Origin of the sequence: Nonomuraea ceibae (genome assembly GCF_019396325.1) — a bacterium.
In the GTDB taxonomy this organism is placed as follows: domain Bacteria; phylum Actinomycetota; class Actinomycetes; order Streptosporangiales; family Streptosporangiaceae; genus Nonomuraea; species Nonomuraea ceibae.
On sequence record NZ_JAHKRO010000011.1, the window covers coordinates 82,710 to 102,785 of the forward strand.

Sequence of the window (20,076 nt, forward strand, 5' to 3'; positions counted from 1 at the left end):
GGTAGTTTATTGGTGGGCGATAAATCTGGTGTCGGACTGAACAGCCACTACAAGGAGGCTGCCACCGCGCCAGAGCCACACGTTCACCACACCGGGGGCCGACAGATCCCGCCTCGCTCATGAAGTGGCCGTTTATGAAGTGGCCGAGGCGCTCGCCATGCCGGCACTCCGCTGCGCAACACCTCACGTCATGCCGCCGTCGTCCGCGCCGGCTTCTGCCGTTGCCCGGGCCGAGCTGGGCGAGACAGGGCGGGCAGGGCGGCCCGAGTCGTGCCGATGGCAAGCCCGTCCGGATCGGCCATGCCTGATCCGGACGCACGTGTCCGGCCGCCGACCCCCTCGAGCGGCTGGATCAGGGCCGGTGAAGCGCACCTGCTTCCCGGCCGCGTCCACCACTATCACCGAGAGGAGGCAAGGATGTTCTCCACCATCACGGCGAAGGAAGACCTGAGCGCCCGCCCGATCAAGGCGGACGACGACAGGCTGCTGGTCGCCCCGCTCAGCACCACCACCATCGCCCTCACCAGTGAGGACTAGCACGAGAGACGGTGCCGCCCCGGCCAGGGGCGGCACCGGCCGGACCACCTCACGAAGGGAGGCGTCAGTGGAGCCGTCGCCAGGGCTGGGCCCTGCGCTCAGCGCCAACTTCTACCGTGCGGTCAGCGCCTGGCCGGACAGCACGGCGTTCCACACCCACCAGGCGCGCCACGCCCAGCTCGGACTCGCCCGACAGGTGTCCGCGGCCGAGCAGTTCCTGTACGAGACCCGGATCAGGCGTCACGACCGTGAGCTGCAACGTTCGGTGGCCGACTATCTTCGCCCCGAGATCATGCAGGTGCTGAGCCACACCGACGAGGAAACCATTCCCGCCGCGCGCCGCGTCGAGCTGCCCGCGTCGGCGCCCGCCCGGGCAGCGCTGGAGGACGTGTTCGCGGCACGGCGCAGCATCCGATCCTTCAGCGGCGCGCCCGTGACCCTGCCGGAAGCGGCGGCGGTGCTGCGGGCGGCCGGAGCGCACCACGAGCACGAGGCCGGGCGGCCTCACCGTGCCGTGGCCAGCGGTGGCGGCCTGTATCCGGTCGAACTGCACCTGGCCCCGCGGAGCGTGACGGGCCTCGACTCCGGTTTGTACCGGTATGCGCCCCGCCTGGACGCGCTGGACCGGTACGGCGGCCCGGCGGAGGTGACCGCGCTGCTGGCCTGCGGTCCCGGCGAGCACCCGGACCTGCTGGCCATCGACCGCGCGGCACTGCTGGTGCTGTTCGTCGCCCGGCCGTGGCGTTCCATGCGCAAGTACGGGCCGCGCGGCCTGCGGTTCGTGCTGCACGAGGTGGGCGCCATGGCACAGCACGTGCACCTGACCGCGACCGCGCTCGGTCTGGCCGGCACCGACTGGTCCACCTACTACGACGAGGAGGCGCACGCCGTGCTCGGCATCGACGGGCTGCGTACTGCCCTGCTGCACCTGATCGTCCTGGGCCGCCCGCGAGCTGCGGGGAGCGCAACGTGACGGCCGGACCGACGCCCCGGGTCAAACGCTCCTACGCGATCATCGGTCATGATCCGGACACCGTCGAGCTCAGGTCCGGGGTGTGGAACGCCACCTCGCACACCATCACCGACGAGGCCCGGCGCGGCTGGCTCTTCTCCGCAGTCAACGGGCTGGACGGGTCCCGCGACATGACCGAGCTGGCCGCCGACATCGGCGTCGGCACGCAGGAGATGTCGGAGCTGCTCTCTCATCTGCGCGAGCTCGACGCCTTGGAAGATCGCGCCACGACCGCGCTCGATCACTACCTCGACCACTACGGGGGCGTGCTGGCCGGGCCGCCATCCCCTGCCCGGCCCGTACGAGTGATCGGCGAGCCCGTGACGGCCGCGCAGGTGACGCGACTGATCGCGGCCAGCGATCCGCACCTCGACGTGGCCGACGCCAGCGCCGATCCCGTCCTCGGCGTGCTGGACGATCCCGACACCGGCTGGACCACCCACGGGCTGCGGCTGCACGAGGTGGCCGAGACGTTCGCCGCCTGGCGCGAGGACATCGTCGTGTGGGCCGGCTCCCGGATGGATCCGCCCGCGGTGAGCCTGTTCAACAGGATCGCCCTGCAGGCCGGCATGACATGGCTGCACGGCGCGATCGACGGGCCCTTCCTGTTCGTGGGTCCGACCTTCCATCCCGGCGCGGGTCCCTGCTACGCCTGCCTGGAGACGCGTGTCACCATGAACCTCACCGACGGCGCGGCCTACCACCGCTACAAGAACGCGCTCACCGAGGCCAAGGTGTCCGGCGGTCAGGCGCCCATCCTGCCCGCGCTGTCGGCGCTGCTGTGCTCCCACCTTGCCTTGGAAGCCATCAATCTGGCTCGGACCGGCGCCTCGTTCACCGGCGGCAAGATGTTCGGCACATACCTGCCGACGTGGGAGACCACCGTCAGCGAGGTCCTGCAGGTGCCCGGCTGCCAAGCCTGCTCGCCCGTCGCCCACCGCGACGAGCCCGAGCTCTACTTCCAGGCCAAGGAATGGCTCCATGGCTGAGACGCGGCTGAGCCGCCGGACCCTGCCGTTCGAGGCGACCACCCGGAAGCTGATGCGCCGGATGCTGAACCCCGTGTGCGGCCTGACCCCACGGCTGAAGTTCAGCGTCCGCTCTCGCGGCGAGCCGCGCGTCGCCATCTCCGGCACCGAACTGACCGGCGTGCACGTCCTGAACGGCGGTCCCCAGATCCCCGCCGAACGGCACCACCTCGGCGGCGCCGGCATCCTCCTCGACGAACCCCTCATCAAGTCACTGGGAGAATCGGCCGAACGCTACTGCCACCACTCCTACCTCGCCCACCATCCCGAGCGGCTGCGCTTCGACAGCTACCGGACGGTCAGCCGTGAGCGCGCCATGCTGCCGCCCGAACAGTGCCTGACCTTCTTCTCCGGCGAACAACTCGACCGCGACGGCTTCCTCTTCCGGCGGTTCGACGCTGACACCCCGATGAGCTGGCTGCCGGCCGACTCACTCACGTCGGACGCCCCGTACTGGCTGCCTGCGCAACTCGCCCTCGTCGGCTACCGGCCACGGCGCCGGGACGGCGAACGGTGGATCAACTCCGCCGTGACGACCGGCACCGCCGCCCACAGCGAGCCGGGCAAGGCCCTCCTCGGCGCCCTGGAAGAGCTCGTCCAGCTCGATTGCGTCGTCGGCCACTGGTACGGGGCACTGCCGTCGGTCAAGATACGGCTCGACCGCCGCCTTCGCGTACTCGACCGGCTGATCGAGCACCACTGGACCCGTGGCACCCCGGCACCGGAGTTTCACCTGCTGCCGAGTCCTGACCTGCCCGGATTCACCATCGCCTGCCTGTACCATCACGGTAATCCGGCCATCGCGCCCGTCGTCGCCGGTCTGGGCAGCGACCAGCGTCTGGCGTACGCGATGTATAAGGCGCTGCTCGAAGCCGTGGCCGTGTTCCGCTACGCGACCTGGATGACCGTCAAGACGGCCATCGACGAGACCGGCCACGCCGACAAGACGCGATTCTTCGACCTGGACGACAACGTCGCCTACTACACCGCCCCGGCCAATGCCGCGCTGATCGAGAAGCGCTTCGCCGCCCATACCGTGACCGCCGCGGCCGATCTGCCACCCGACGGCCCCGCCGACCCCCGGAGCTGCGCGCGGCGGCTGGTTGACGCCTTCGCGGCGACCGGCAAGCAGCTCGCCTACCTTGACCTCACCACGCCCGACATCCGTCATCTGGGGCTCACCGTCTGCCGTGTCTGGTCGCCCGACACGCTGAGCCTGTGCCTTCCCAGCGCGCCTCCGCTGCTGCATCCCCGCTTCGCCGCCTATGGAGGAGCCGTCAACCCTGAACCCCATCCCTACCCCTGATCACCGGTGCGCCCCAGGTCCTGGCCAGGTCGCCCCGACCGTTGCTCTCCCGCGCGACCGTTGCTCTCCGCGCGCGGCTACGCCCCTCCGTACGCGGCCCCGACCTTCGCGCACTGCCTCGGCTCTGCGCGCTGCCTCGGCTCCGCGCCCGCTGCCTCGGCTCTGCGCGCGATCTGGCCCTTGGTGCGACCCGGCCTGGTGCGCGCGACTTCAGTCCTCCGCGCGCTGCCTCGGCCCTGCCCCGCGGCCTCGCCCTCAGCGTGGTCCTGGCCCGCCGGGCACGACCACGGCCCTCGGCGCGGCGCTCGCCTGCCGCGCGGCCTCGGCCCTTGGCGCGACCCTTGCCTACCGGGCACAACTTCGGCCCTCTGCGCGGCCTCGGGTCTCTGCGCGGCACCGGGCTTCTGCGTGGCACCGGGCTTCTGCGTGGCACTGGGCTTCTGCTTCGGCAGGCGGGTCGGTTTTGGAAAGGACGCGGCATGTATGACGTGATCATTGTCGGTGCGCGCTGCGCGGGAGCGGCCACCGCGATGCTCCTGGCACGTGCCGGGCACAGGGTCCTGCTGCTGGATCGCATGTCCTTCCCCAGCGACACCCTGTCCACCCTCTACATCCACCAGCCCGGCGTGGCCCGGTTGGACCGGTGGGGAGTGCTGGACCAGGTCCTCGCCACCGGTTGTCCGTTGATCACCCGCATCACCTTCCACTTGCCCGGCGCCTGCCTGTCCGGCCCGGCACCAGCATTCGGCTCGATCGCGGGCGGTTGCGCTCCCCGCCGCAGGACGCTGGATCACCTCCTGGTGCAGGCCGCTGTCGCCGCCGGTGCCGAGTTCCGGCCGCGGGCGACCGTACTGGACCTGGTGTGGAAGGACGGGGCCGTAGCAGGCGTCCGCCACGGCAGCCGACGCGGCGGACAGGTGGTGGAGCGCGCTCGGCTGACCGTGGGCGCGGACGGGCGCCACTCCACCGTGGCTCGCCTGGTCCGGGCCCCGTACGTGCGTCAGGACCCTGCGCTCACGTGCTTCTACTACACCTATTGGGGCGGCATTCCTGAGCAGGGCCTGCGTCTGCACTTCCTCCACGGGGCCGGCACCGCCTGCGTCCCCACTCAGGACGGGCTGACGCTCATCGCCCTGCAGTTCCGCCCGGACGGGTCTGTCGCGCCTCAGGACCGGGAGCGTCTCTACCAAGGACGGCTACGGCGCAACGGCGAGCAGTTTCGGCGGCAACTGGCCGACGGCCGCCAGGAGGACCGCCTGTACTGCTGCGCCGATCAGCCCAACTTCTTCCGCCGCGCCCACGGCCCGGGCTGGGCCCTCGTGGGTGACGCCGCGCACAACAAGGATCCCATCACCGCCCGCGGCATCACCGACGCCTTCCTCCAGGCCGAGATGCTCGCCGACCGGCTGTCCATCCCTCTCGACGATCCCCGCGAGGTGGAGGCGGCACTGTCCCGCTACGGTCGGGACCTTCTGTGTCAGTTCACCCCGGCGTACGAGTCGGCACTGCGCACGGCCCGGCTCGACGCCGACGAACTCCCGCCGGACCTCGTCCAGCACCAGCACGACCCCGTCTACGTCGACCGCTTCCTGCGCCGCTACGGAGGCATCCCCTGACGCCGGCGCCGAGGCGGAGTCGCGAGGACCATGCGATCTGGGCAATGCTTCAGCACCGTGGCCCCACGGGACGTGCTGCGCTGCGGCCGTCGCGGCCCCGGGTGAGGGCGGGCTCTCCCGGGGCCCCGCTGAGGGGTTGGGATGCGCCCGCCACACCTTTCGTTCAAGCCGGATCTGCCGGCTGCGGCGACCCTCGGGTCAGACCTCGACCACCACAGGGATGATCATCGGGCGTCGGCGGTAGGTGTCGCTCACCCAGCGCCCCACCGTACGGCGGACCACGCGGCGGATCTCCTGCATGTCGATCACCCCGTCGGCGGCCTTCTCCTCGAGGGCCTTCTCGATCTGCGGGATGAACTGCTCGAACTGCGCAGGGTCTATTCCCGAACCGCGGGCGTGTATCTCCGGCCCGGCCGTGAGCTTGCCCGTGGTGGAGTCCACCACCACGACCACGGAGATGAAGCCCTCGTCACCCAGTATGCGCCGGTCCTTCAGCGAGACGTCGGTGATCTCTCCCACCGACGACCCGTCGACGTACACGTACCCGGCGTGGACCGCGCCGACGATCTTCGCTCGGCCGTCGACCAGGTCGACCACGACGCCGTCTTCGGCGATGACGATGTGGTCGTCCGGCACGCCGGTGAGCGCGGCGAGCTTGGCGTGCGCCCGCAGGTGCCGCCACTCGCCGTGCACCGGCATGAAGTTGGACGGCCGGGTGAGGTTGAGCACGTAGAGCAGCTCGCCGGCCGCAGCGTGGCCGGACACGTGCACCTTGGCGTTGCCCTTGTGCACCACGCGGGCGCCCCAGCGGGACAGGCCGTTGATCACCTTGTTGACCGCGGTCTCGTTGCCCGGCACGAGCGACGACGCGAGCAGGACCGTGTCGCCCTTCGCGATGCGGATCGGGTGGTCGCGGTTGGCCATCCTCGACAGCGCGGCCATGGGCTCGCCCTGCGAACCGGTGCAGATCAGCACCACGTCCTGCGGCGGCCACGCCTCGATGTCGCGAGAGTCGACGATGAGCTCCGGGGGCACCTTGAGGTAGCCGAGATCGCGGGCCACCCCCATGTTGCGCACCATCGAGCGGCCGACGAGGGCGACCTTGCGGCCGTGCTTGGCCGCCGCGTCCATGACCTGCTGGATGCGGTGTACGTGAGAGGCGAAGCTGGCCACGATGACGCGCTGCTCCGACGTACGGATGACCTCGTCGATGACCGGCGCGATCTCACGCTCGCTGGTGACGAACCCCGGCACCTCGGCGTTGGTCGAGTCGGACATCAGCAGGTCGACGCCCTCGCTGCCGAGCCGGGCGAATCCGCCCAGGTCGGTGAGGCGGCCGTCGCTCGGCAGCTGGTCCATGCGGAAGTCGCCGGTGTGCAGCACTATGCCGGCGGGCGTCCTGATGGCGACCGCCAGGGCGTCGGGGATCGAGTGGTTGACCGCCAGGAACTCGCAGTCGAACGGCCCGAAGGAGTGCCGTTCGCCTTCCGTGACCTGGACCTTGGTCGGCTGGATTCGGTGCTCGCTGAGCTTGGCCTCGATCAGGGCAAGCGTCAGCTTGGAGCCGATGAGCGGGATGTCGCGCCGCTCGCGCAGGAGGTACGGGACCGCTCCGATGTGGTCTTCGTGCGCATGCGTCAGCACCACGGCCTCGACCTGGTCGAGCCGATCTCTGATGTACTCGAAGTCCGGCAGGATCAGGTCCACGCCAGGCTGGTCGGGCTCGGGGAAGAGCACCCCGCAGTCGACGATCAGCAGGCGGCTGTCGTACTCGAAGACGGCCATGTTGCGGCCGATCTCGCCGAGCCCGCCGAGTGCGACGATGCGCAGGCCGCCTTCCGGCAGCACCGGAGGAGGGCCAAGATCAGGATGCGGATGGCTCATACCCGGCTCCCAAGGTCGACCCCATGGTCAAATCGTGTTCTCAAAACTCCCGGATCCTCCCCGTTCCTATACGTCTGTCAACTTCACCCCGCCGGCCACCAGGCAAGCACGTAGCTCGGCGATTTGCTTCTCAGTCGCGGGCACGAGCGGCAGGCGTACCGGACCGACCGGTATTCCCACCATGCTCAGCGCCGCCTTTGCCATGATCGCGCCACCCGCGCTCATCATGATCCCCTCGACGACCGGCGCCACCTGGCGGTGGATCGCGCGCGCGCCGTCGATGTCACCGTTCGCGTGGAGCCTGATCATGTTGGCGAGGTCGCTGCCGACCACGTGCCCGACCACGCTCACGAACCCCGCCGCGCCGAGCGAGAGCCAGGCCATGTTGAGCAGGTCGTCGCCGGAGTAGTAGGCGAGATCGGTCACCGTCATCATCGTGTTGCCGGCGAACAGGTCTCCCTTGGCGTCCTTCACCGCCACGATGCGCTCGTGCTGGGCCAGCCGGATCAGGGTCTCGGTCTTGATCGGCACGCCGCTGCGACCGGGGATGTCATAGAGCATAACCGGCAGTTCCGTCGCGTCTGCCACGGCGGTGAAATGCTGGTAGAGCCCTTCCTGCGGGGGCTTGCTGTAATAAGGGGTCACGACGAGCAGGCCGTGGGCGCCCTCGCGGGCTGCGCGCTTGGCCAGTTCGACGCTGTGACGCGTGTCGTTGGTGCCGGCTCCGGCCACCACGGTCGCCCGGTCGCCCACCGCTTCGAGCACCGTGCCGAGGATGCGGGCCTTCTCCTCGTCGGTGGTGGTGGGCGACTCGCCGGTGGTGCCGCTGACGACCAGCCCGTCGTTGTGCTGCTCGTCCACCAGGTAGGTCGCGAGGCGTCGCACGGTCTTGTAGTCGACCTCGCCGTCGGCGGTGAACGGCGTGACCATGGCGGTCAGCATGCGGCCGAAGGGCGCGTCCGTGGTTCCAGTTGGCGATGCCATAGTGCGAACGCTACCTGGATTCCGAAATCCGTTGGACGCCGCCACCCCGAATTGCCTGCCTGGAGCCGCTTTTTGTCACACCGTTCTCCGGCATCTCAGGGCACATCCGACTACGCTCCACCGTTGTCGATCGCTCCCCCCATCCATGCCCGCCCTCCACGGCCCCACTCCTGGCGCGTGTGACGACTTCCGGGGGGATCAGGGTCCGTTCACGGGAGCCGGCGGTCGTCGCTTCGCTCCGGGGGGCGATCACGGAGGGTCGCGGCCGGAGATCGCCCGCGCACCCGGCGGGCAGGCCCTGCACCAGGGGCGGGCAATGGAAGAGGTCGCCGATATGTGCTCGGGGGTACACACATCGACGACCTCTACCGGAGAATCGGTGGGCCTTACGCCCGCGTTACAGGGTTTCTCCGATAATTTTCCGCTATCGCAAAGTTGGGGCTCCAGCGGTCCTCGATGACGGTCGGTTACCTGCCGAATACGGCAACATGGGGCAACGCCTCACACGAACCCCCAGGGATGGACTAGTGACGACCTCAGATCCGGTCTACCTGCGTGTCGTTGAAGACATTCGACGGCAGATCAACGACGGTACCCTTCCTCCTGGCGCGCCCATTCCTTCCCGGGCGCAGCTGACCCGCAAGTATCAGGTCGGCGAGACCGCGGCTCGTCACGCTCTGCGTGTGCTGGCGGGTGAAGGTCTCATCATCGGCCGTGTGGGTTCGGGCCATTACGTCAAGGAACGGCCTGATCTCTCATCGCTGCACCGATGGCGGTTCCTTGATCACCCTACGCCCTTCGCAGCGGATCTCCAGTCCCAGGGGCGGCGCGTGACGTGGGATTGGTACAGCGAACCCGCCGAGGCGGGGCCCGACCTCGCCCGGCGGCTCCGGGTGGATCGGACGGCCACCTTGACCAAGACGCGTTACGTCTTCCGGGGCGACGGGCGGCCGCTCCAGCTGGCGACCGCGTACGAGCCGCTGGAGTTCGCGCCGCACACCGAGGAAGAGCGGCGCAGTCTGGCCGCCAGGCTGGACGCGCACGGGATAAAGATCACCGAAGTCGTCGAGAGCATCCACACCCGGGTTCCCGAGCCCCGGGAGAGCGAGGTTCTGGACCTGTCGGCCGGTGTCCACGTCCTGCATGTCGAGCGGACCCACTGGGCGGGCGACCGGCCGGTGGAGACCAGCGACATCATCATCCCGGGCGACCGGTTCAAGATGGTGTACAGCATGCCCGTCTGAGGCACCCTGGATCACCACATCTCCGCCTATCCCCCACCACTCTCTCGCCGCAGGTCAGTGGCACCGCCACCGCCCGCCACACCGGCACGTCCCCGAACGCGGGCGCTGGCCGGCCAGCAGGCAGACGCCCGCCCGGAGGTTGTCGGTGGTCGTTGATAGAACCGTGCAGGAGGTGGGGGATGTGCGCGTCAAAGACCTGCCGCGACGGGAGCGGCCCCGTGAGCGGCTCATGGACAGCGGCGCCGGGGCGCTGGCCGATCGCGAGTTGCTGGCGGTGCTGCTCGGCTCGGGGTTTCGCGGGATGAGCGCGATGGATCTGGCCGCGCGGGTCATCGCACACTGTGGCGACCTCGACGGGCTGGCCAGGTCGGAGCCGCATCGGCTGCTGGCCGTTCCGGGGGTGGGGCCGGCGAAGGCGGCGCGGGTGGCGGCGGCGTTCCATCTCGTACGGCGGGCCGACGCCGAGCCCGAACGCGTGCGCATCACGGGCACACCCGACCTGGCGGCGGTCGCGGCGCCGCTGCTGCGCGGGCACGCGTACGAGAGGCTGGTGCTGGTCGTGTGCGACGGCCGGGGGGCGGTGCTGCGACGGACGGTGATGAGCGAGGGCGGCACCGACCACACGATGGTGCCGGTGCGGGAGATCGTCACGGCGGTGCTGACGGCGGGTGGCGCGGCGTTCGGGATCGCGCACAACCATCCGAGCGGCTGCCTGGAGCCGAGCGACGACGACGTGGTGGCGACGGGGCGGCTGAGGGATGCCGCCGAGACGGTGGGGCTGCGGTTCCTCGACCATCTCGTCATCACGGACACGGCCTGGCGGCGCGTGGCGGGTCCGGCAAGTCCGGCGGGTCCGGCGGGTGACGCGATGGCGGCATGACGGGATCGCGGCCCAGCGCGGCCGACGCCCGGGGTTGCGCCCAGGGAGCCGGGGTGATGAAGACGGGTCATTGCCGCAGGTCACCCGATAGCGCGCGATCCCTACGAAAGCGCTGAAGCCCCGTCGCCCCGCATACCCCCGTGGCATCCTGAGTCCGCGGGTCGGCCGTTGAGGACGTCAGGCGGCCGATTACTCGTAGTGTGTGGCCGCACGGCCTCCCGGAAGGACGTGCGGCCATGTTGCCTGCTGCCGGGCACCCATCAGCCGCATCCGAAGGTAACCGGCCCGGTTGATGGTGACGGGCCAGTCGGCCCGGCGGCAGGCATTCCTACGCAAACCGGTCGGCATGCCTGCTGACCCAGTCGGCGAACGTACCGGGCGGCCTCCCGGTGAGCTCCTCCACGGTCGGCACCACCGTGTACGCCTCGGGCGGCGGGTTGCCCTGCCAGGCGGCGAGCAGGTCGATGAGCTCCTCCGCGTGCCCGGCCCGCCGCCAGCGCTCACGGGCCTCGGCCTCGGTCAGCTCGGCGAACTCCAGGTCCCGGCCGATCGTCCTGGCGATCACCGCCAGCCGTTCGCGCGGGGTCAGCGCCTCCGGGCCGGTCAGCGTGTAGACCTTGCCGGCGTGGCCGGGCTCGGCGAGCGCCACCGCGGCGACGGCCCCGACGTCGGCCTCGTCGACCATCGCCGCCGGCACGTCGCCGAACGGTTCACGTACGGTGCCCTCCTTTCGGATGGCATCTGCCCATCCGAGGGTGTTGCCCATGAAGTCGACGGGCTGGAGGCGGGTCCATTCGAGCGCGCTCGACTCGACGGCCTCCTCCACCGGGCCGAGCCGGCCGTTCCACAGCACGGTGGCGCGTCGTACGCCGGCCTTCAGCGCCAGCTCGACGATCTCGGGGCCCGTGGTGAGCGTGGCGTAGTCGTCGCCGCCGACGGTCAGCAGGTGTACGCCGACGACGCCGGCCAACGCCGGGCCCAGGGTCTCGGGTTTGGTGAGGTCACCGGCCACCACGTCCACCTCGGACGGCAGATCGGCCGTGGCCGGGTTCCTGGTCAGGGCGCGGACCTGGTGTCCGGCTCGGAGCAAGTGGCTGACGACGTGGCGGCCGGCCTTTCCGGTGGCGCCTGTCACAAGGTAGGTCATGAGCATTCTCCATCTCGTCGGTCGATGTGACCGTAGAACCCCGACCTAACTTGAGGTCAACTGTGTCTTCTGTGGTTCGGAGGGGGCTCCGGCGGACAGAGCGATGGAGGCGCCGGAGCCCCCAAGGCCCTCGTGAGGCCCGGGCCCGTATCCAGACCTCACGAGGGCGATGGACCCGGCAGGCGCTGACGCGTTGGGATGACACCTGCCGGGGGAATGGACAAGCCTGGACCTGAGCTTGCCCGGCGGTCATGGCTTCGCGGCGCCCTCGATCACTTGTGCGTGAAGCCGCAAAGTCCGGCCGCCCTGGTGGTTGTGTCGCGGCGCCGGGAGTGCCAGGCGGCGCGCGGGGCGGCCGAGGCTGTCGCGTAGCGACGGGACCTCTGCGGCCAGCAAGCGGGCCCACAGCTCGTCGACCTTGGGGGCGCGGTCACGGGGGCTCTCGTCGACGATGGACTCGTCGCCGTTGACGTGGACCCTGCGGATGAACCGCACGCCTTCCGCCTGGCACAGCTCGTAATACGGCACCTGGCACGGGCATGAGTAGTCGCGCACCCGGACCGGGCTGGGCCGGACCGCCTCGGGCGTCCAGGCGATGGACAGCTCCTCGGCTCGGCCAGCCGGCACGTGACGGCCGTGCTCGTCATCCGTCTCCCAGAACATGCGCTCACTATAACCCTCCACCTATCTACTGGTCTAGTCCGTATCTATAGACCTAGTGAGCGTCTGTTTTGTGCAGGCATGTCTACTTTCGTCTATAATCCGGGCGTGCTTGACCGTGAAGGGCCCGTACCCATCTACAAGCAGGTAGCCGATCTGATTCGCGAGCAGATCGAGCGAGGCGAACTGAAGGCCGGCGACCCGGTGCCCAGCGAAGCCAAGCTGGAGAAGGACTACGAGATCGCGAGGACGACCGCGCGGCGAGTGGCGCGCGAGCTCCGCGAACAGGGCATGGCTTATACGATCCAGGGCGAGGGGACGTTCGTCGGCAGTCCTGGCGGTCCGCGTTCGGCGCGCAAGGTCCCGCTCTACCAGGCCATCGCCAACGAGATCGCCGAACGGATTCAGCGGGGCGAGATTCCGCCGAACCGCGCGATTCCCGGAGAAAAGGCGATGATGCAGCAATTCGGCGTCGCCAAGGTGACCGCCCGGCAGGCGGTCGCATATCTCAGGGAACAGGGATGGGTGTTCACCGTTCCCTATCGAGGGACTTTCGTCGCGCCGAGCGACAAGTGGCCCGCATCCTCGCCCGAATGAATCCGGCGGGGTTCTAGCCTGACCTCATGCTCGATCGCGAGGGCGACACCCACCTCTATTTGCAAATTTCGGAAATCATCAGGTCGCGGGTCCTGCGTGGCTCGCCCGGCGATCCGGTGGCGAGCGAGGCGGACATCCAGCGGGAGTTCGGCGTGGCCCGCACCACGGCACGCAGGGCGATCCGGCGGCTACGCGACGACGGGCTGGTTCACACGGTGCACGGCGAGGGCACGTACGTCGGCGCGCCGGCCGAAGCACCCCGCGTGCCCCGCAAAACGCCGCTATATCGGCAAATAGCGGAAGAGATCGCCCAGCACATCAGCCGCGGCACCTTCACCCCCAGGCGCGCGATCCCCGGCGAGGCCGCGCTCGTCCAGCAGTACGACGTCGCCCGCGAGACCGTACGACGGGCCGTGGCGCTACTCAGGGAGCAGGGCTGGATCTACACGGTCCCGCAGCGGGGCAGTTACGTCTCCCCGAAGGAACAATGGCCGCCAGATAACGAAATATCACCCTAGCGGCCGCCGGCATTCCACGATTTCCAGGAAATGCCTGCGCAAGGTGGCGGGCAGGGAGGACAATCTTTTTGCGCGGCCATCGGCCCGATCCCCTGTTGTACTGCGCCTTTCGGGGGGGATCGCGATGGCCGCGCCGCTATTCGGAAACCAGCCGGAACGACAAACACACCACCGTCGTGTCGTCGTTCACCTCGTAACCCTCGGCGCGCCAATAGCGGCGGTGCGATTCCCGCCAGCCGTCGATCGACGTGTAGCCCTCGCCTTCCGAATCGGCGAATTCCCAGGAGACCTCGGCGAAGGGGACCTGGGTGACGCCGGTGACCTCGACGGTGGCGACCTGGGCGCCGGCGTCGCCGACCAGGGCCAGGCGCTCGCCGACGCGTTCCAGGGGCTCGTTCTCGGCGTGGTAGTCGAGTTCGAGCAGGCCGGCCGTGCCCTGCTTGGCGCCGGACAGGGCAAGGCCGGTCAGCCAGGTGCGCATCTCGCCGGGCGTGCCCAGCTCCAGCACCCGCAGGCCGTTCATACGTCCCCACATGCGCGGCATCGTACGCCACGAGGTCAGAACACCGGGATGATCTCCTCGGGGTCGACGAAGTCGACGGGGACGCCTTCCAGGTCGAGCTCGGGGATGGCGGGGAAGGCGATGCCCCAGCGTTCGACGATGGCGCGGACGCGGGCCATCGCCACGCGCCAGTTCTCCGCCTGCTCGTCGTAGGACAGCAGGCCGAGGCCGGCGTCGCGGGCGTGGTCCATCAGGACGCGGTGGTTGGCCAGGAAGTACGGGGGCAGCTCCCAGAACCCCTCGGGCGGCTCCCAGAGGATCATGGACAGGAAGACGAACCCGGCGCGCAATTGGCGGGTGATGAGGACGCGGGTGTCGTCGGTGAGGCCGGGCCATTCGTTCTCCAGGATCGTCATGCAGATCTGGAGGTGACGGGATTCGTCACGCCCGATGCGCTGGAACATCTCCTCGAACACCGGGTGCCGGGTGCCGGACGCCATTCCGCGGAACAATGTGGAGGCGGCCATCTCCCCCATCATGAAACTGGTGAACAGCACGGGCAGCGAGTATTTGCCGACGGCGCTGTTGTAGCCGTTCCAGTAGCGGCCGCCGTTGTGGTAAAGCCAGCCGATGTTGTTGTGGGCGGCCTTTTCCAGGTCGTCGGACGGGGTCCAGTCGAGGGGACCGCCGGGCCACAGTTTGGCGATGGCGCGCTGGCAGCATTCCTCATGGTTCATCTCGTCACGGGTGATCGAGAAGAAGCATTTCCTGACCGGGTCCTCCTCGTGCTTCTCGAACGCCTGGATGGTGGCGCGGGCGAAGACCGCCGGCCCCGAGGCGTCGAAGTTCGCCAGGACCGCGAACCAGTACATGATGCCGAGCCGCTGCTCGCGGGTGAAGTCGGCCGGGTCGAGCTCGTCCCAGGGCAGGTCGGCCGGGTTCCAGAGCATGCGCTTGGACTTCTCGTAGATGGCGGCGAGCTTCTCGGTCTCGACGCGCCATTCCATCGGGTAGATGTTCGGTTGCGGGATTTCCGGCGCGGGCCAGAAGCCGCCTTCGGGGATCGTGAGGTCCGCCATGTGACACCTCCACCCCCATCCTGCGGCCAGGCGTCACGGCTTTCAAGTACGGGCGCGCTGCGTGATGGCGACGCACACGAGCACGGCCAGTGCCGCGGCCACGGTGGCGAGGCCGAACCGCTCCCCCATGAGGAACCACGCCCACACGAGCGTGAGCAGCGGCTGGGTGAGCTGGGTCTGTCCGGCTCTGGCGATGCCGCCCCTGGCGAGGCCCGCGTACCAGGGGAAGAAGCCGAGGAACATCGAGACGAGGCCGACGTAGGCGAGGCCGGCGAGGGAGGCGGGGGTGGGCGTGACGGGGGTGGTGAGGGCCAGCACGGCGGTGACGGGCGCGGTGACGGGGAGGGACAGGACGAGCGCGTACGAGATCACCTGCCAGCCGGGGGTGGTGCGGGAGAGGGTGCCGCCCTCGGTGTAGCCGACGGCGGCGGAGAGGAGCGCGCCCACCAGGAGGAGGTCGGGCCAGGCGGCGCCGGAGCCGCCCTGGGTGAGGGTGAAGACGGTGATGGCGACGGCGCCGGCGGCGCAGGCGGCCCAGAAGAGCGGGCGGGGGCGCTCGCCGGCGCGCAGGACGGCGCAGGCGGCGGTGGCGGCGGGCAGCAGGCCGATCACGACGGCGGCGTGGGCGGTGCCGGCCCCGAGGTCGAGGGCCAGGCCGCTGAGGACGGGGAAGCCGAAGACGACGCCGAGGGAGATGAGCAGGTACGGGCGCGGGTTCGGCGGGATGAGGGGCAGGCGGGCGGCCTTGAGGCAGATGACGGCGACGACGCCGGCGATGAGGGCGCGGCCGATGGCGACGAGCCAGGGGTCGAAGCCTTCCATCGCGTAGACGGTGGCGGGGAAGGAGCCGGAGAAGGCCAGGACGCCGAGGAAGGCCAGTGCGGTGCCCCGGCGGGCGTCGGGGGCGGGGACCGCTACTGCGGTCGTGGCGATAGCGCTATCCTGTTCCTTCATGGACAACGATAGCAGTATCGCCACGATCGCCGCGATCCTGCGGGAGGAGGCGGGGCGGCTGCGGCCCGGCGACCGGCTGACGCCGAGCCGGGAGATCGTGCGACGGCACGGCGTGAGCCCGGTGACGGTGTCGCGAGCGCTGGGGCAGCTCGCGGCCGAGGGCACGGTGGTGACCCGGCCGGGCAGCGGGGCGTTCGTGGCGGCCCGGCGGGAGTGGGCGCCCGACGCGGCCGACTTCTCCTGGCAGACGGTGGCGCTCGGCGACCGGGCGGTGTCCGGGGAGCCGGTGGAGGCGCTGCTGGGGGCCGCGCCGGAGGGGGTGGTGCCGCTGACCGGCGGCTACCTGCATCCGGGCATCCGGCCGGACCGCCAGCTCGCGGCCGCGGCGGCGCGGGCGGTGCGCAGGCCGGACGCGTGGGCGATGCCGCCGCTGAGCGGGCTGGCGGAGCTGCGCGGCTGGTTCGCCAAGCAGGCGGGCGGCGACGTGACGGCCGCGGACGCGCTGATCGTGAGCGGCGGGCAGGCGGCGCTCACCCACGCGCTGCGGGCGCTGGCCGCGCCGGGCACGCAGGTGCTGGTGGAGACGCCGACCTATCCGGGCGCGCTGGCGGCGGCGAAGGCGGCCGGGCTGCGGGCCACCGGCGTGCCGATCGACCGCGACGGGGTCCGGCCCGACCTGCTGGCGGAGGCGTTCGCGGTGTCGGGGGCGCGGGTGTTCCTGTGCCAGCCGACCCTGCACAACCCGACGGGCGCGACGCTGACGGAGGAACGCCGCCGGCAGGTGCTGGAGGTGGCCAGGGCGGCCGGAGCGTTCGTGATCGAGGACGACTACGCCCGCTACCTGACCGCGTCCGCGCCGCCGTCGCTGGTGTCGGCGGACGCGCACGGGACCGTGGTGCACATCCACTCGCTGACCAAGATCCTGTCGCCAAGCATGCGGGTGGCGGCGGTCGTCGCCCGGGGCCCCGCGGCGCACCGGCTGCGGGCCGGGCAACTCGTGGAGTCGTTCTTCGTGGCGCGGCCGTTGCAGGAGACGGCGCTGGAGTTCGTCGGCTCGCCCGCCTGGCGGCGGCATCTCGGCGCGGTGCACACCGAGATCGCGGCCCGGCGTGACGCGCTCGCCGCCGCGCTGGCCGCACGGATGCCGCAGGCGCCGCCGTTCCTGGTGCCGGGCGGCGGCATGCACCTGTGGCTGCGGCTGCCGCCGGAAACGGACGAGCACGCCCTGGTGGAGGCCGCCAAGCGCCACGGCGTGCTGGTGAGCCCGGGGCGCATGTACTACCCGGCCGAGCCGCCCGGCCCGCGCGTGCGCGTCACCCACATGGCGCCGGCGAACCTGCCGGAGCTCGCCGAGGGCGTGAGCCGGCTGGCGCGGGCCCTGCGCGCGCTCGGCTGATCACGCGGCGAGTAGAGTGGCCCCATGCTGGTGGCGGCGGAGTTGGTGCGTGACTTCGTGAACACCTATGACGTCGAGTCCGACGCCGACGATCTGGGCACTCCCTCCGAGCTGGGCGTCTGGCTGCGCGAGCGCGCGCTGGCCGGGCCCCGTGACCGCGCCACCGACGACGACCTGGCGACCGCGATCGCGCTGCGCGAAGGGTTGCGCGCGGCGCTGCGGCGGCTGCCCGGCGCCGGCCCGCCCGAGCTGCCGCGCCTGCCGCTCACCGTGGTGATCGGCTCGCGGCCCGGCCTGGCCCCGGTGGCGGGCGGCGTGCCCGGCGCGCTGGCCAGGATCGCCGCCGCGGCGACCGACGCCTCGTGGGACCGGCTCAAGGTGTGCGCGGAGGACACCTGCCAGTGGGCGTTCATCGACGCCTCCAAGAACCGTTCCCGCTCGTGGTGTTCGATGAGGGTCTGCGGTAACCGCACCAAAACGCGCGCATACCGGGCCAGGAAGCAGGGTTCGCGTCGTCTCCAACCTTCAAACACCGATACGGTGTAACTCGTGCCTCGTGGCATGAACAGCAGTCGAAGGAGCGGGCCGAGATGGCAGACGTAGGCGTCCGGGCGGCCCGGCGCGAGGATGTTCTCCAAGTGGCGAATGTTCAGGTCCGCGCCTGGCGCTACGGCTACCGGGACTTCCTGCCCGAGGGTCCCCTCGAGCAGATGACCGGCCCGGCGGCCGAGAAGATGTGGCTGCGCCAGTGGGACGAGGCGATCGTCGCCCCGCCGACCTCACGGCATCGCGTGCTGGTCGCGGTGGAGACCATCCTCGACACTGAGGGCTTCCCCGCGCTGGGCGCCGGCGGCAACGCCGCCCCGGCCACGCCGCGCGGCGGCGAGCGGGTGGTGGGCCTGGCCTCACACGCGCCGGCCGAGGACCCCGATCTCGACCCGACGGTCGTGGCCGAGATGCTGACGCTGCTGGTCGACCCCGACTTCGTCCGGCGCGGCCACGGCAGCCGCCTGCTCAACGCCACCGTCGACCACCTGCGTGAGGACGGCTACCGCCAGATCGTCACCTGGGTGTTCGCCGACAACTACGCGGTCCTCGGCTTCCTGGAGTCGGCGGGCTGGGGCGAGGACATGGCCGAGCGGGTGCTCGACATGGGCCGCCCGATCCGCATGGTCAGGCTCACGACGGACATCAGCTGATGCCCACCCCCGCACAATGGCTGGCCGGCGCGCGCCCGCGCACGCTGCCGAACGCCGTCGTCCCCGTCATGGCGGGCACCGGCGTGGCGATCGGCGAGGGCGGCTTCGTCTGGTGGCGCGCGATCCTGGCGCTGCTCGTCGCGCTGCTCCTGCAGATCGGCGTCAACTACGCCAACGACTACAGCGACGGCATCCGCGGCACGGACGACCAGCGGGTCGGGCCGATGCGCCTGGTGGGCTCGCGGGTGGCCACGCCGCCGCAGGTGCTCGCCGCCGCGCTCGGCAGCTTCGCCGCCGCGGCGGTGTTCGGGCTGGTGCTGGTGCTGGTCACGCAGGCGTGGTGGGTGCTCCTGGTGGGCGCCGCGGCCATCGCCGCGGGCTGGTTCTACACCGGGGGCAAGAGGCCGTACGGCTACCGCGCGCTGGGCGAGGTGTCGGTGTTCGTGTTCTTCGGGGTGGTGCCGGTGGTCGGCACCGCGTTCGTGCAGACCGAGCAGCTCACCTGGGCGGCGCTGGTGGCGTCGGTGCCGGTCGGGCTGCTGTCGTGCTCGATGCTCGTGGTCAACAACCTGCGTGACGTGGGCACCGACGCGGAGTCCGGCAAGCGGACGCTCGCGGTCGTGCTCGGCGCGCCGCGCACCCGTCACCTGTACGCGGCCTGCCTCGTCCTGCCGTTCGCGGTGGCGCTGGCGATGACGCCGGTCGCGCCGGCCGCCGCGCTCGCGGTGCTGGCCGCCCCGCTGGCGATCGCGCCCGTGCGCGCGGTGCTCGGCGGCGCCGCCGGCCCGGCGCTGATCACGGTGCTGCAGCAGACCGGCAAGCTCCAGCTCGCCTACGGGCTGCTCCTCGCGATCGGCCTGGCCCTGACGCTGTAGCCGTCCGGCATGATGGAGTCAGTATCCAGGGAGGGGAGCCACGTGCGCCACGACAAGACCCCCGATCTGGGCGTGACCGCGGGGCCCGGCGCCGGGGTGCGGGGCGCGATCGCCGGCAACCTGCGCCGCACCCGGCTGGCGCGCGGCCACAGCGTGCGGGAGCTGGCCGACCTGACCGGGGTGAGCAAGGCGCTCATCTCGCAGATCGAGCGCGGGGTGGCCAATCCGACGATCGAGGTGCTGACCCGGCTGGCGGCGGCGCTGCGGCTGACGTTCGCCGAGCTGACCCGTACGCATCCGGCGGGGCCCGAGGTGATCCGGCGCGGTGAGGGCGAGGCGGTGATGACCGGCGACACGGCGGTGCGCAGCCTGTTCGACGCGCCGGACCGGCGGCGGTTCGAGCTGGCGGAGGGGCTGCTGCCGCCGGCGACGCGCAGCGCCAAGAGCGCTCACGGGCGCGGCTCGATGGAGCACGCGTACGTGGTGTCGGGCGAGGTGACGGTGGCGACCGACGCGTGGTCGGTGACGCTCGGCGAGGGTGACGCGCTGCGCTTCGCCGCCGAGTACGACCACGTCTACTCCACCGGCGAGCTGGCCTGCCGGGTGCTCACGCTGATCTCCTTCTCCGACGACTGACGACTGACGACGGCTGATGGCT

At 70.7% G+C, this 20,076-nt stretch carries 20 protein-coding genes; 13 read left to right on the forward strand and 7 right to left on the reverse strand.

The window, feature by feature from the left end; all coding sequences use genetic code 11:
• Window positions 1-604 precede the first annotated feature (604 nt).
• The 4 genes from KME80_RS10525 (at window position 605) to KME80_RS10540 (ending at window position 5,499) form a co-directional block, all read left to right on the forward strand.
• On the forward strand, window positions 605-1,510 hold the full coding sequence (locus tag KME80_RS10525) for a SagB/ThcOx family dehydrogenase (RefSeq protein ID WP_219503405.1): 906 nt from the start codon (window positions 605-607) through the stop codon (window positions 1,508-1,510).
• The gene (locus KME80_RS52680; protein ID WP_219503409.1) at window positions 1,507-2,538 is read left to right on the forward strand and encodes a TOMM precursor leader peptide-binding protein; all 1,032 of its coding nucleotides are present in this window, start codon (window positions 1,507-1,509) and stop codon (window positions 2,536-2,538) included. Before KME80_RS10525 ends, KME80_RS52680 begins: the two co-directional genes overlap by 4 nt.
• Complete coding sequence (locus KME80_RS10535) at window positions 2,531-3,883, forward strand: YcaO-like family protein (RefSeq protein WP_219503412.1); 1,353 nt, start codon at window positions 2,531-2,533, stop codon at window positions 3,881-3,883. The genes KME80_RS52680 and KME80_RS10535 overlap by 8 nt, the downstream gene beginning before the upstream one ends.
• Window positions 3,884-4,362: 479 nt before the next feature.
• Window positions 4,363-5,499, forward strand: coding sequence for an NAD(P)/FAD-dependent oxidoreductase (locus tag KME80_RS10540; RefSeq protein ID WP_219503414.1), 1,137 nt, complete (start codon window positions 4,363-4,365; stop codon window positions 5,497-5,499).
• A gap of 198 nt (window positions 5,500-5,697) precedes the next feature.
• On the opposite strand, the gene KME80_RS10545 is transcribed toward KME80_RS10540, so the two are convergent.
• Together KME80_RS10545 and dapA are read right to left on the reverse strand one after the other, a co-directional pair.
• Window positions 5,698-7,383 carry a ribonuclease J gene (locus tag KME80_RS10545; protein ID WP_219503416.1) on the reverse strand — a complete coding sequence of 562 codons (1,686 nt, stop codon included), beginning with the start codon at window positions 7,381-7,383 and terminating at the stop codon, window positions 5,698-5,700.
• A gap of 66 nt (window positions 7,384-7,449) precedes the next feature.
• Window positions 7,450-8,367: a 4-hydroxy-tetrahydrodipicolinate synthase gene (dapA, locus tag KME80_RS10550; RefSeq protein WP_219503418.1), complete on the reverse strand. Its 918-nt coding sequence runs from the start codon at window positions 8,365-8,367 to the stop codon at window positions 7,450-7,452.
• A 527-nt stretch (window positions 8,368-8,894) separates the two neighbouring features.
• Between dapA and KME80_RS10555 the strand changes: the two genes are divergently transcribed.
• Together KME80_RS10555 and KME80_RS10560 are read left to right on the forward strand one after the other, a co-directional pair.
• Window positions 8,895-9,611, forward strand: coding sequence for a GntR family transcriptional regulator (locus tag KME80_RS10555; RefSeq protein WP_219503420.1), 717 nt, complete (start codon window positions 8,895-8,897; stop codon window positions 9,609-9,611).
• Window positions 9,612-9,792: 181 nt separating this feature from the next.
• On the forward strand, window positions 9,793-10,491 hold the full coding sequence (locus KME80_RS10560; RefSeq protein ID WP_219503422.1) for a JAB domain-containing protein: 699 nt from the start codon (window positions 9,793-9,795) through the stop codon (window positions 10,489-10,491).
• Between the two features lie 328 nt (window positions 10,492-10,819).
• Here KME80_RS10560 and KME80_RS10565 read toward each other — a convergent pair whose 3' ends face one another.
• Window positions 10,820-11,638 (reverse strand): NmrA family NAD(P)-binding protein, encoded by an 819-nt coding sequence (locus tag KME80_RS10565; protein WP_219503424.1) that lies wholly within the window; start codon window positions 11,636-11,638, stop codon window positions 10,820-10,822.
• A gap of 249 nt (window positions 11,639-11,887) precedes the next feature.
• A complete protein-coding gene (locus KME80_RS10570; protein ID WP_219503429.1) occupies window positions 11,888-12,301 on the reverse strand; it encodes a hypothetical protein in 414 nt (137 codons plus the stop codon).
• Window positions 12,302-12,406: 105 nt separating this feature from the next.
• On the opposite strand from KME80_RS10570, the gene KME80_RS10575 reads away from it, so the two are divergent.
• Both KME80_RS10575 and KME80_RS10580 read left to right on the forward strand, forming a co-directional pair.
• Window positions 12,407-12,895 carry a GntR family transcriptional regulator gene (locus KME80_RS10575; RefSeq protein WP_308125697.1) on the forward strand — a complete coding sequence of 163 codons (489 nt, stop codon included), beginning with the start codon at window positions 12,407-12,409 and terminating at the stop codon, window positions 12,893-12,895.
• 26 nt (window positions 12,896-12,921) lie between these two features.
• Window positions 12,922-13,413, forward strand: coding sequence for a GntR family transcriptional regulator (locus tag KME80_RS10580; RefSeq protein WP_219503435.1), 492 nt, complete (start codon window positions 12,922-12,924; stop codon window positions 13,411-13,413).
• 136 nt (window positions 13,414-13,549) lie between these two features.
• Here KME80_RS10580 and KME80_RS10585 read toward each other — a convergent pair whose 3' ends face one another.
• Genes KME80_RS10585 through KME80_RS10595 form a run of 3 tightly spaced genes read right to left on the reverse strand, consistent with a single transcriptional unit; the run spans window position 13,550 to window position 15,948 of the window.
• Window positions 13,550-13,948: an ASCH domain-containing protein gene (locus tag KME80_RS10585; RefSeq protein WP_219503438.1), complete on the reverse strand. Its 399-nt coding sequence runs from the start codon at window positions 13,946-13,948 to the stop codon at window positions 13,550-13,552.
• A 23-nt stretch (window positions 13,949-13,971) separates the two neighbouring features.
• Window positions 13,972-14,994 (reverse strand): hypothetical protein, encoded by a 1,023-nt coding sequence (locus KME80_RS10590; protein ID WP_219503440.1) that lies wholly within the window; start codon window positions 14,992-14,994, stop codon window positions 13,972-13,974.
• A 42-nt stretch (window positions 14,995-15,036) separates the two neighbouring features.
• Complete coding sequence (locus tag KME80_RS10595) at window positions 15,037-15,948, reverse strand: DMT family transporter (RefSeq protein WP_219503443.1); 912 nt, start codon at window positions 15,946-15,948, stop codon at window positions 15,037-15,039.
• Between KME80_RS10595 and KME80_RS10600 the strand changes: the two genes are divergently transcribed.
• The 5 genes from KME80_RS10600 (at window position 15,947) to KME80_RS10620 (ending at window position 20,054) form a co-directional block, all read left to right on the forward strand.
• Window positions 15,947-17,344, forward strand: coding sequence for an aminotransferase-like domain-containing protein (locus KME80_RS10600; RefSeq protein WP_219503447.1), 1,398 nt, complete (start codon window positions 15,947-15,949; stop codon window positions 17,342-17,344). The two genes, KME80_RS10595 and KME80_RS10600, sit on opposite strands and share 2 nt — an antisense overlap.
• A gap of 24 nt (window positions 17,345-17,368) precedes the next feature.
• Window positions 17,369-17,890 carry a CGNR zinc finger domain-containing protein gene (locus tag KME80_RS10605; protein WP_219503450.1) on the forward strand — a complete coding sequence of 174 codons (522 nt, stop codon included), beginning with the start codon at window positions 17,369-17,371 and terminating at the stop codon, window positions 17,888-17,890.
• A gap of 92 nt (window positions 17,891-17,982) precedes the next feature.
• Complete coding sequence (locus KME80_RS10610) at window positions 17,983-18,543, forward strand: GNAT family N-acetyltransferase (RefSeq protein WP_308125698.1); 561 nt, start codon at window positions 17,983-17,985, stop codon at window positions 18,541-18,543.
• Window positions 18,543-19,418: a 1,4-dihydroxy-2-naphthoate polyprenyltransferase gene (locus tag KME80_RS10615; RefSeq protein WP_219503456.1), complete on the forward strand. Its 876-nt coding sequence runs from the start codon at window positions 18,543-18,545 to the stop codon at window positions 19,416-19,418. The genes KME80_RS10610 and KME80_RS10615 overlap by 1 nt, the downstream gene beginning before the upstream one ends.
• A 42-nt stretch (window positions 19,419-19,460) precedes the next feature.
• On the forward strand, window positions 19,461-20,054 hold the full coding sequence (locus tag KME80_RS10620) for an XRE family transcriptional regulator (RefSeq protein ID WP_219503459.1): 594 nt from the start codon (window positions 19,461-19,463) through the stop codon (window positions 20,052-20,054).
• Window positions 20,055-20,076 lie beyond the last annotated feature (22 nt).

Bases quoted from the DNA above. Each gene is read 5' to 3' on its own strand.
- KME80_RS10535 (WP_219503412.1), top strand. From the start codon at position 2,531: ATGGCTGAGACGCGGCTGAGCCGCCGGACCCTGCCGTTCGAGGCGACC.
- KME80_RS10540 (WP_219503414.1), top strand. From the start codon at position 4,363: ATGTATGACGTGATCATTGTCGGTGCGCGCTGCGCGGGAGCGGCCACC.
- KME80_RS10545 (WP_219503416.1), bottom strand. From the start codon at position 7,383: ATGAGCCATCCGCATCCTGATCTTGGCCCTCCTCCGGTGCTGCCGGAA.
- dapA (WP_219503418.1), bottom strand. From the start codon at position 8,367: ATGGCATCGCCAACTGGAACCACGGACGCGCCCTTCGGCCGCATGCTG.
- KME80_RS10565 (WP_219503424.1), bottom strand. From the start codon at position 11,638: ATGACCTACCTTGTGACAGGCGCCACCGGAAAGGCCGGCCGCCACGTC.
- KME80_RS10570 (WP_219503429.1), bottom strand. From the start codon at position 12,301: ATGTTCTGGGAGACGGATGACGAGCACGGCCGTCACGTGCCGGCTGGC.
- KME80_RS10580 (WP_219503435.1), top strand. From the start codon at position 12,922: ATGCTCGATCGCGAGGGCGACACCCACCTCTATTTGCAAATTTCGGAA.
- KME80_RS10585 (WP_219503438.1), bottom strand. From the start codon at position 13,948: ATGTGGGGACGTATGAACGGCCTGCGGGTGCTGGAGCTGGGCACGCCC.
- KME80_RS10590 (WP_219503440.1), bottom strand. From the start codon at position 14,994: ATGGCGGACCTCACGATCCCCGAAGGCGGCTTCTGGCCCGCGCCGGAA.
- KME80_RS10600 (WP_219503447.1), top strand. From the start codon at position 15,947: ATGGACAACGATAGCAGTATCGCCACGATCGCCGCGATCCTGCGGGAG.
- KME80_RS10595 (WP_219503443.1), bottom strand. From the start codon at position 15,948: ATGAAGGAACAGGATAGCGCTATCGCCACGACCGCAGTAGCGGTCCCC.
- KME80_RS10605 (WP_219503450.1), top strand. From the start codon at position 17,369: ATGCTGGTGGCGGCGGAGTTGGTGCGTGACTTCGTGAACACCTATGAC.
- KME80_RS10615 (WP_219503456.1), top strand. From the start codon at position 18,543: ATGCCCACCCCCGCACAATGGCTGGCCGGCGCGCGCCCGCGCACGCTG.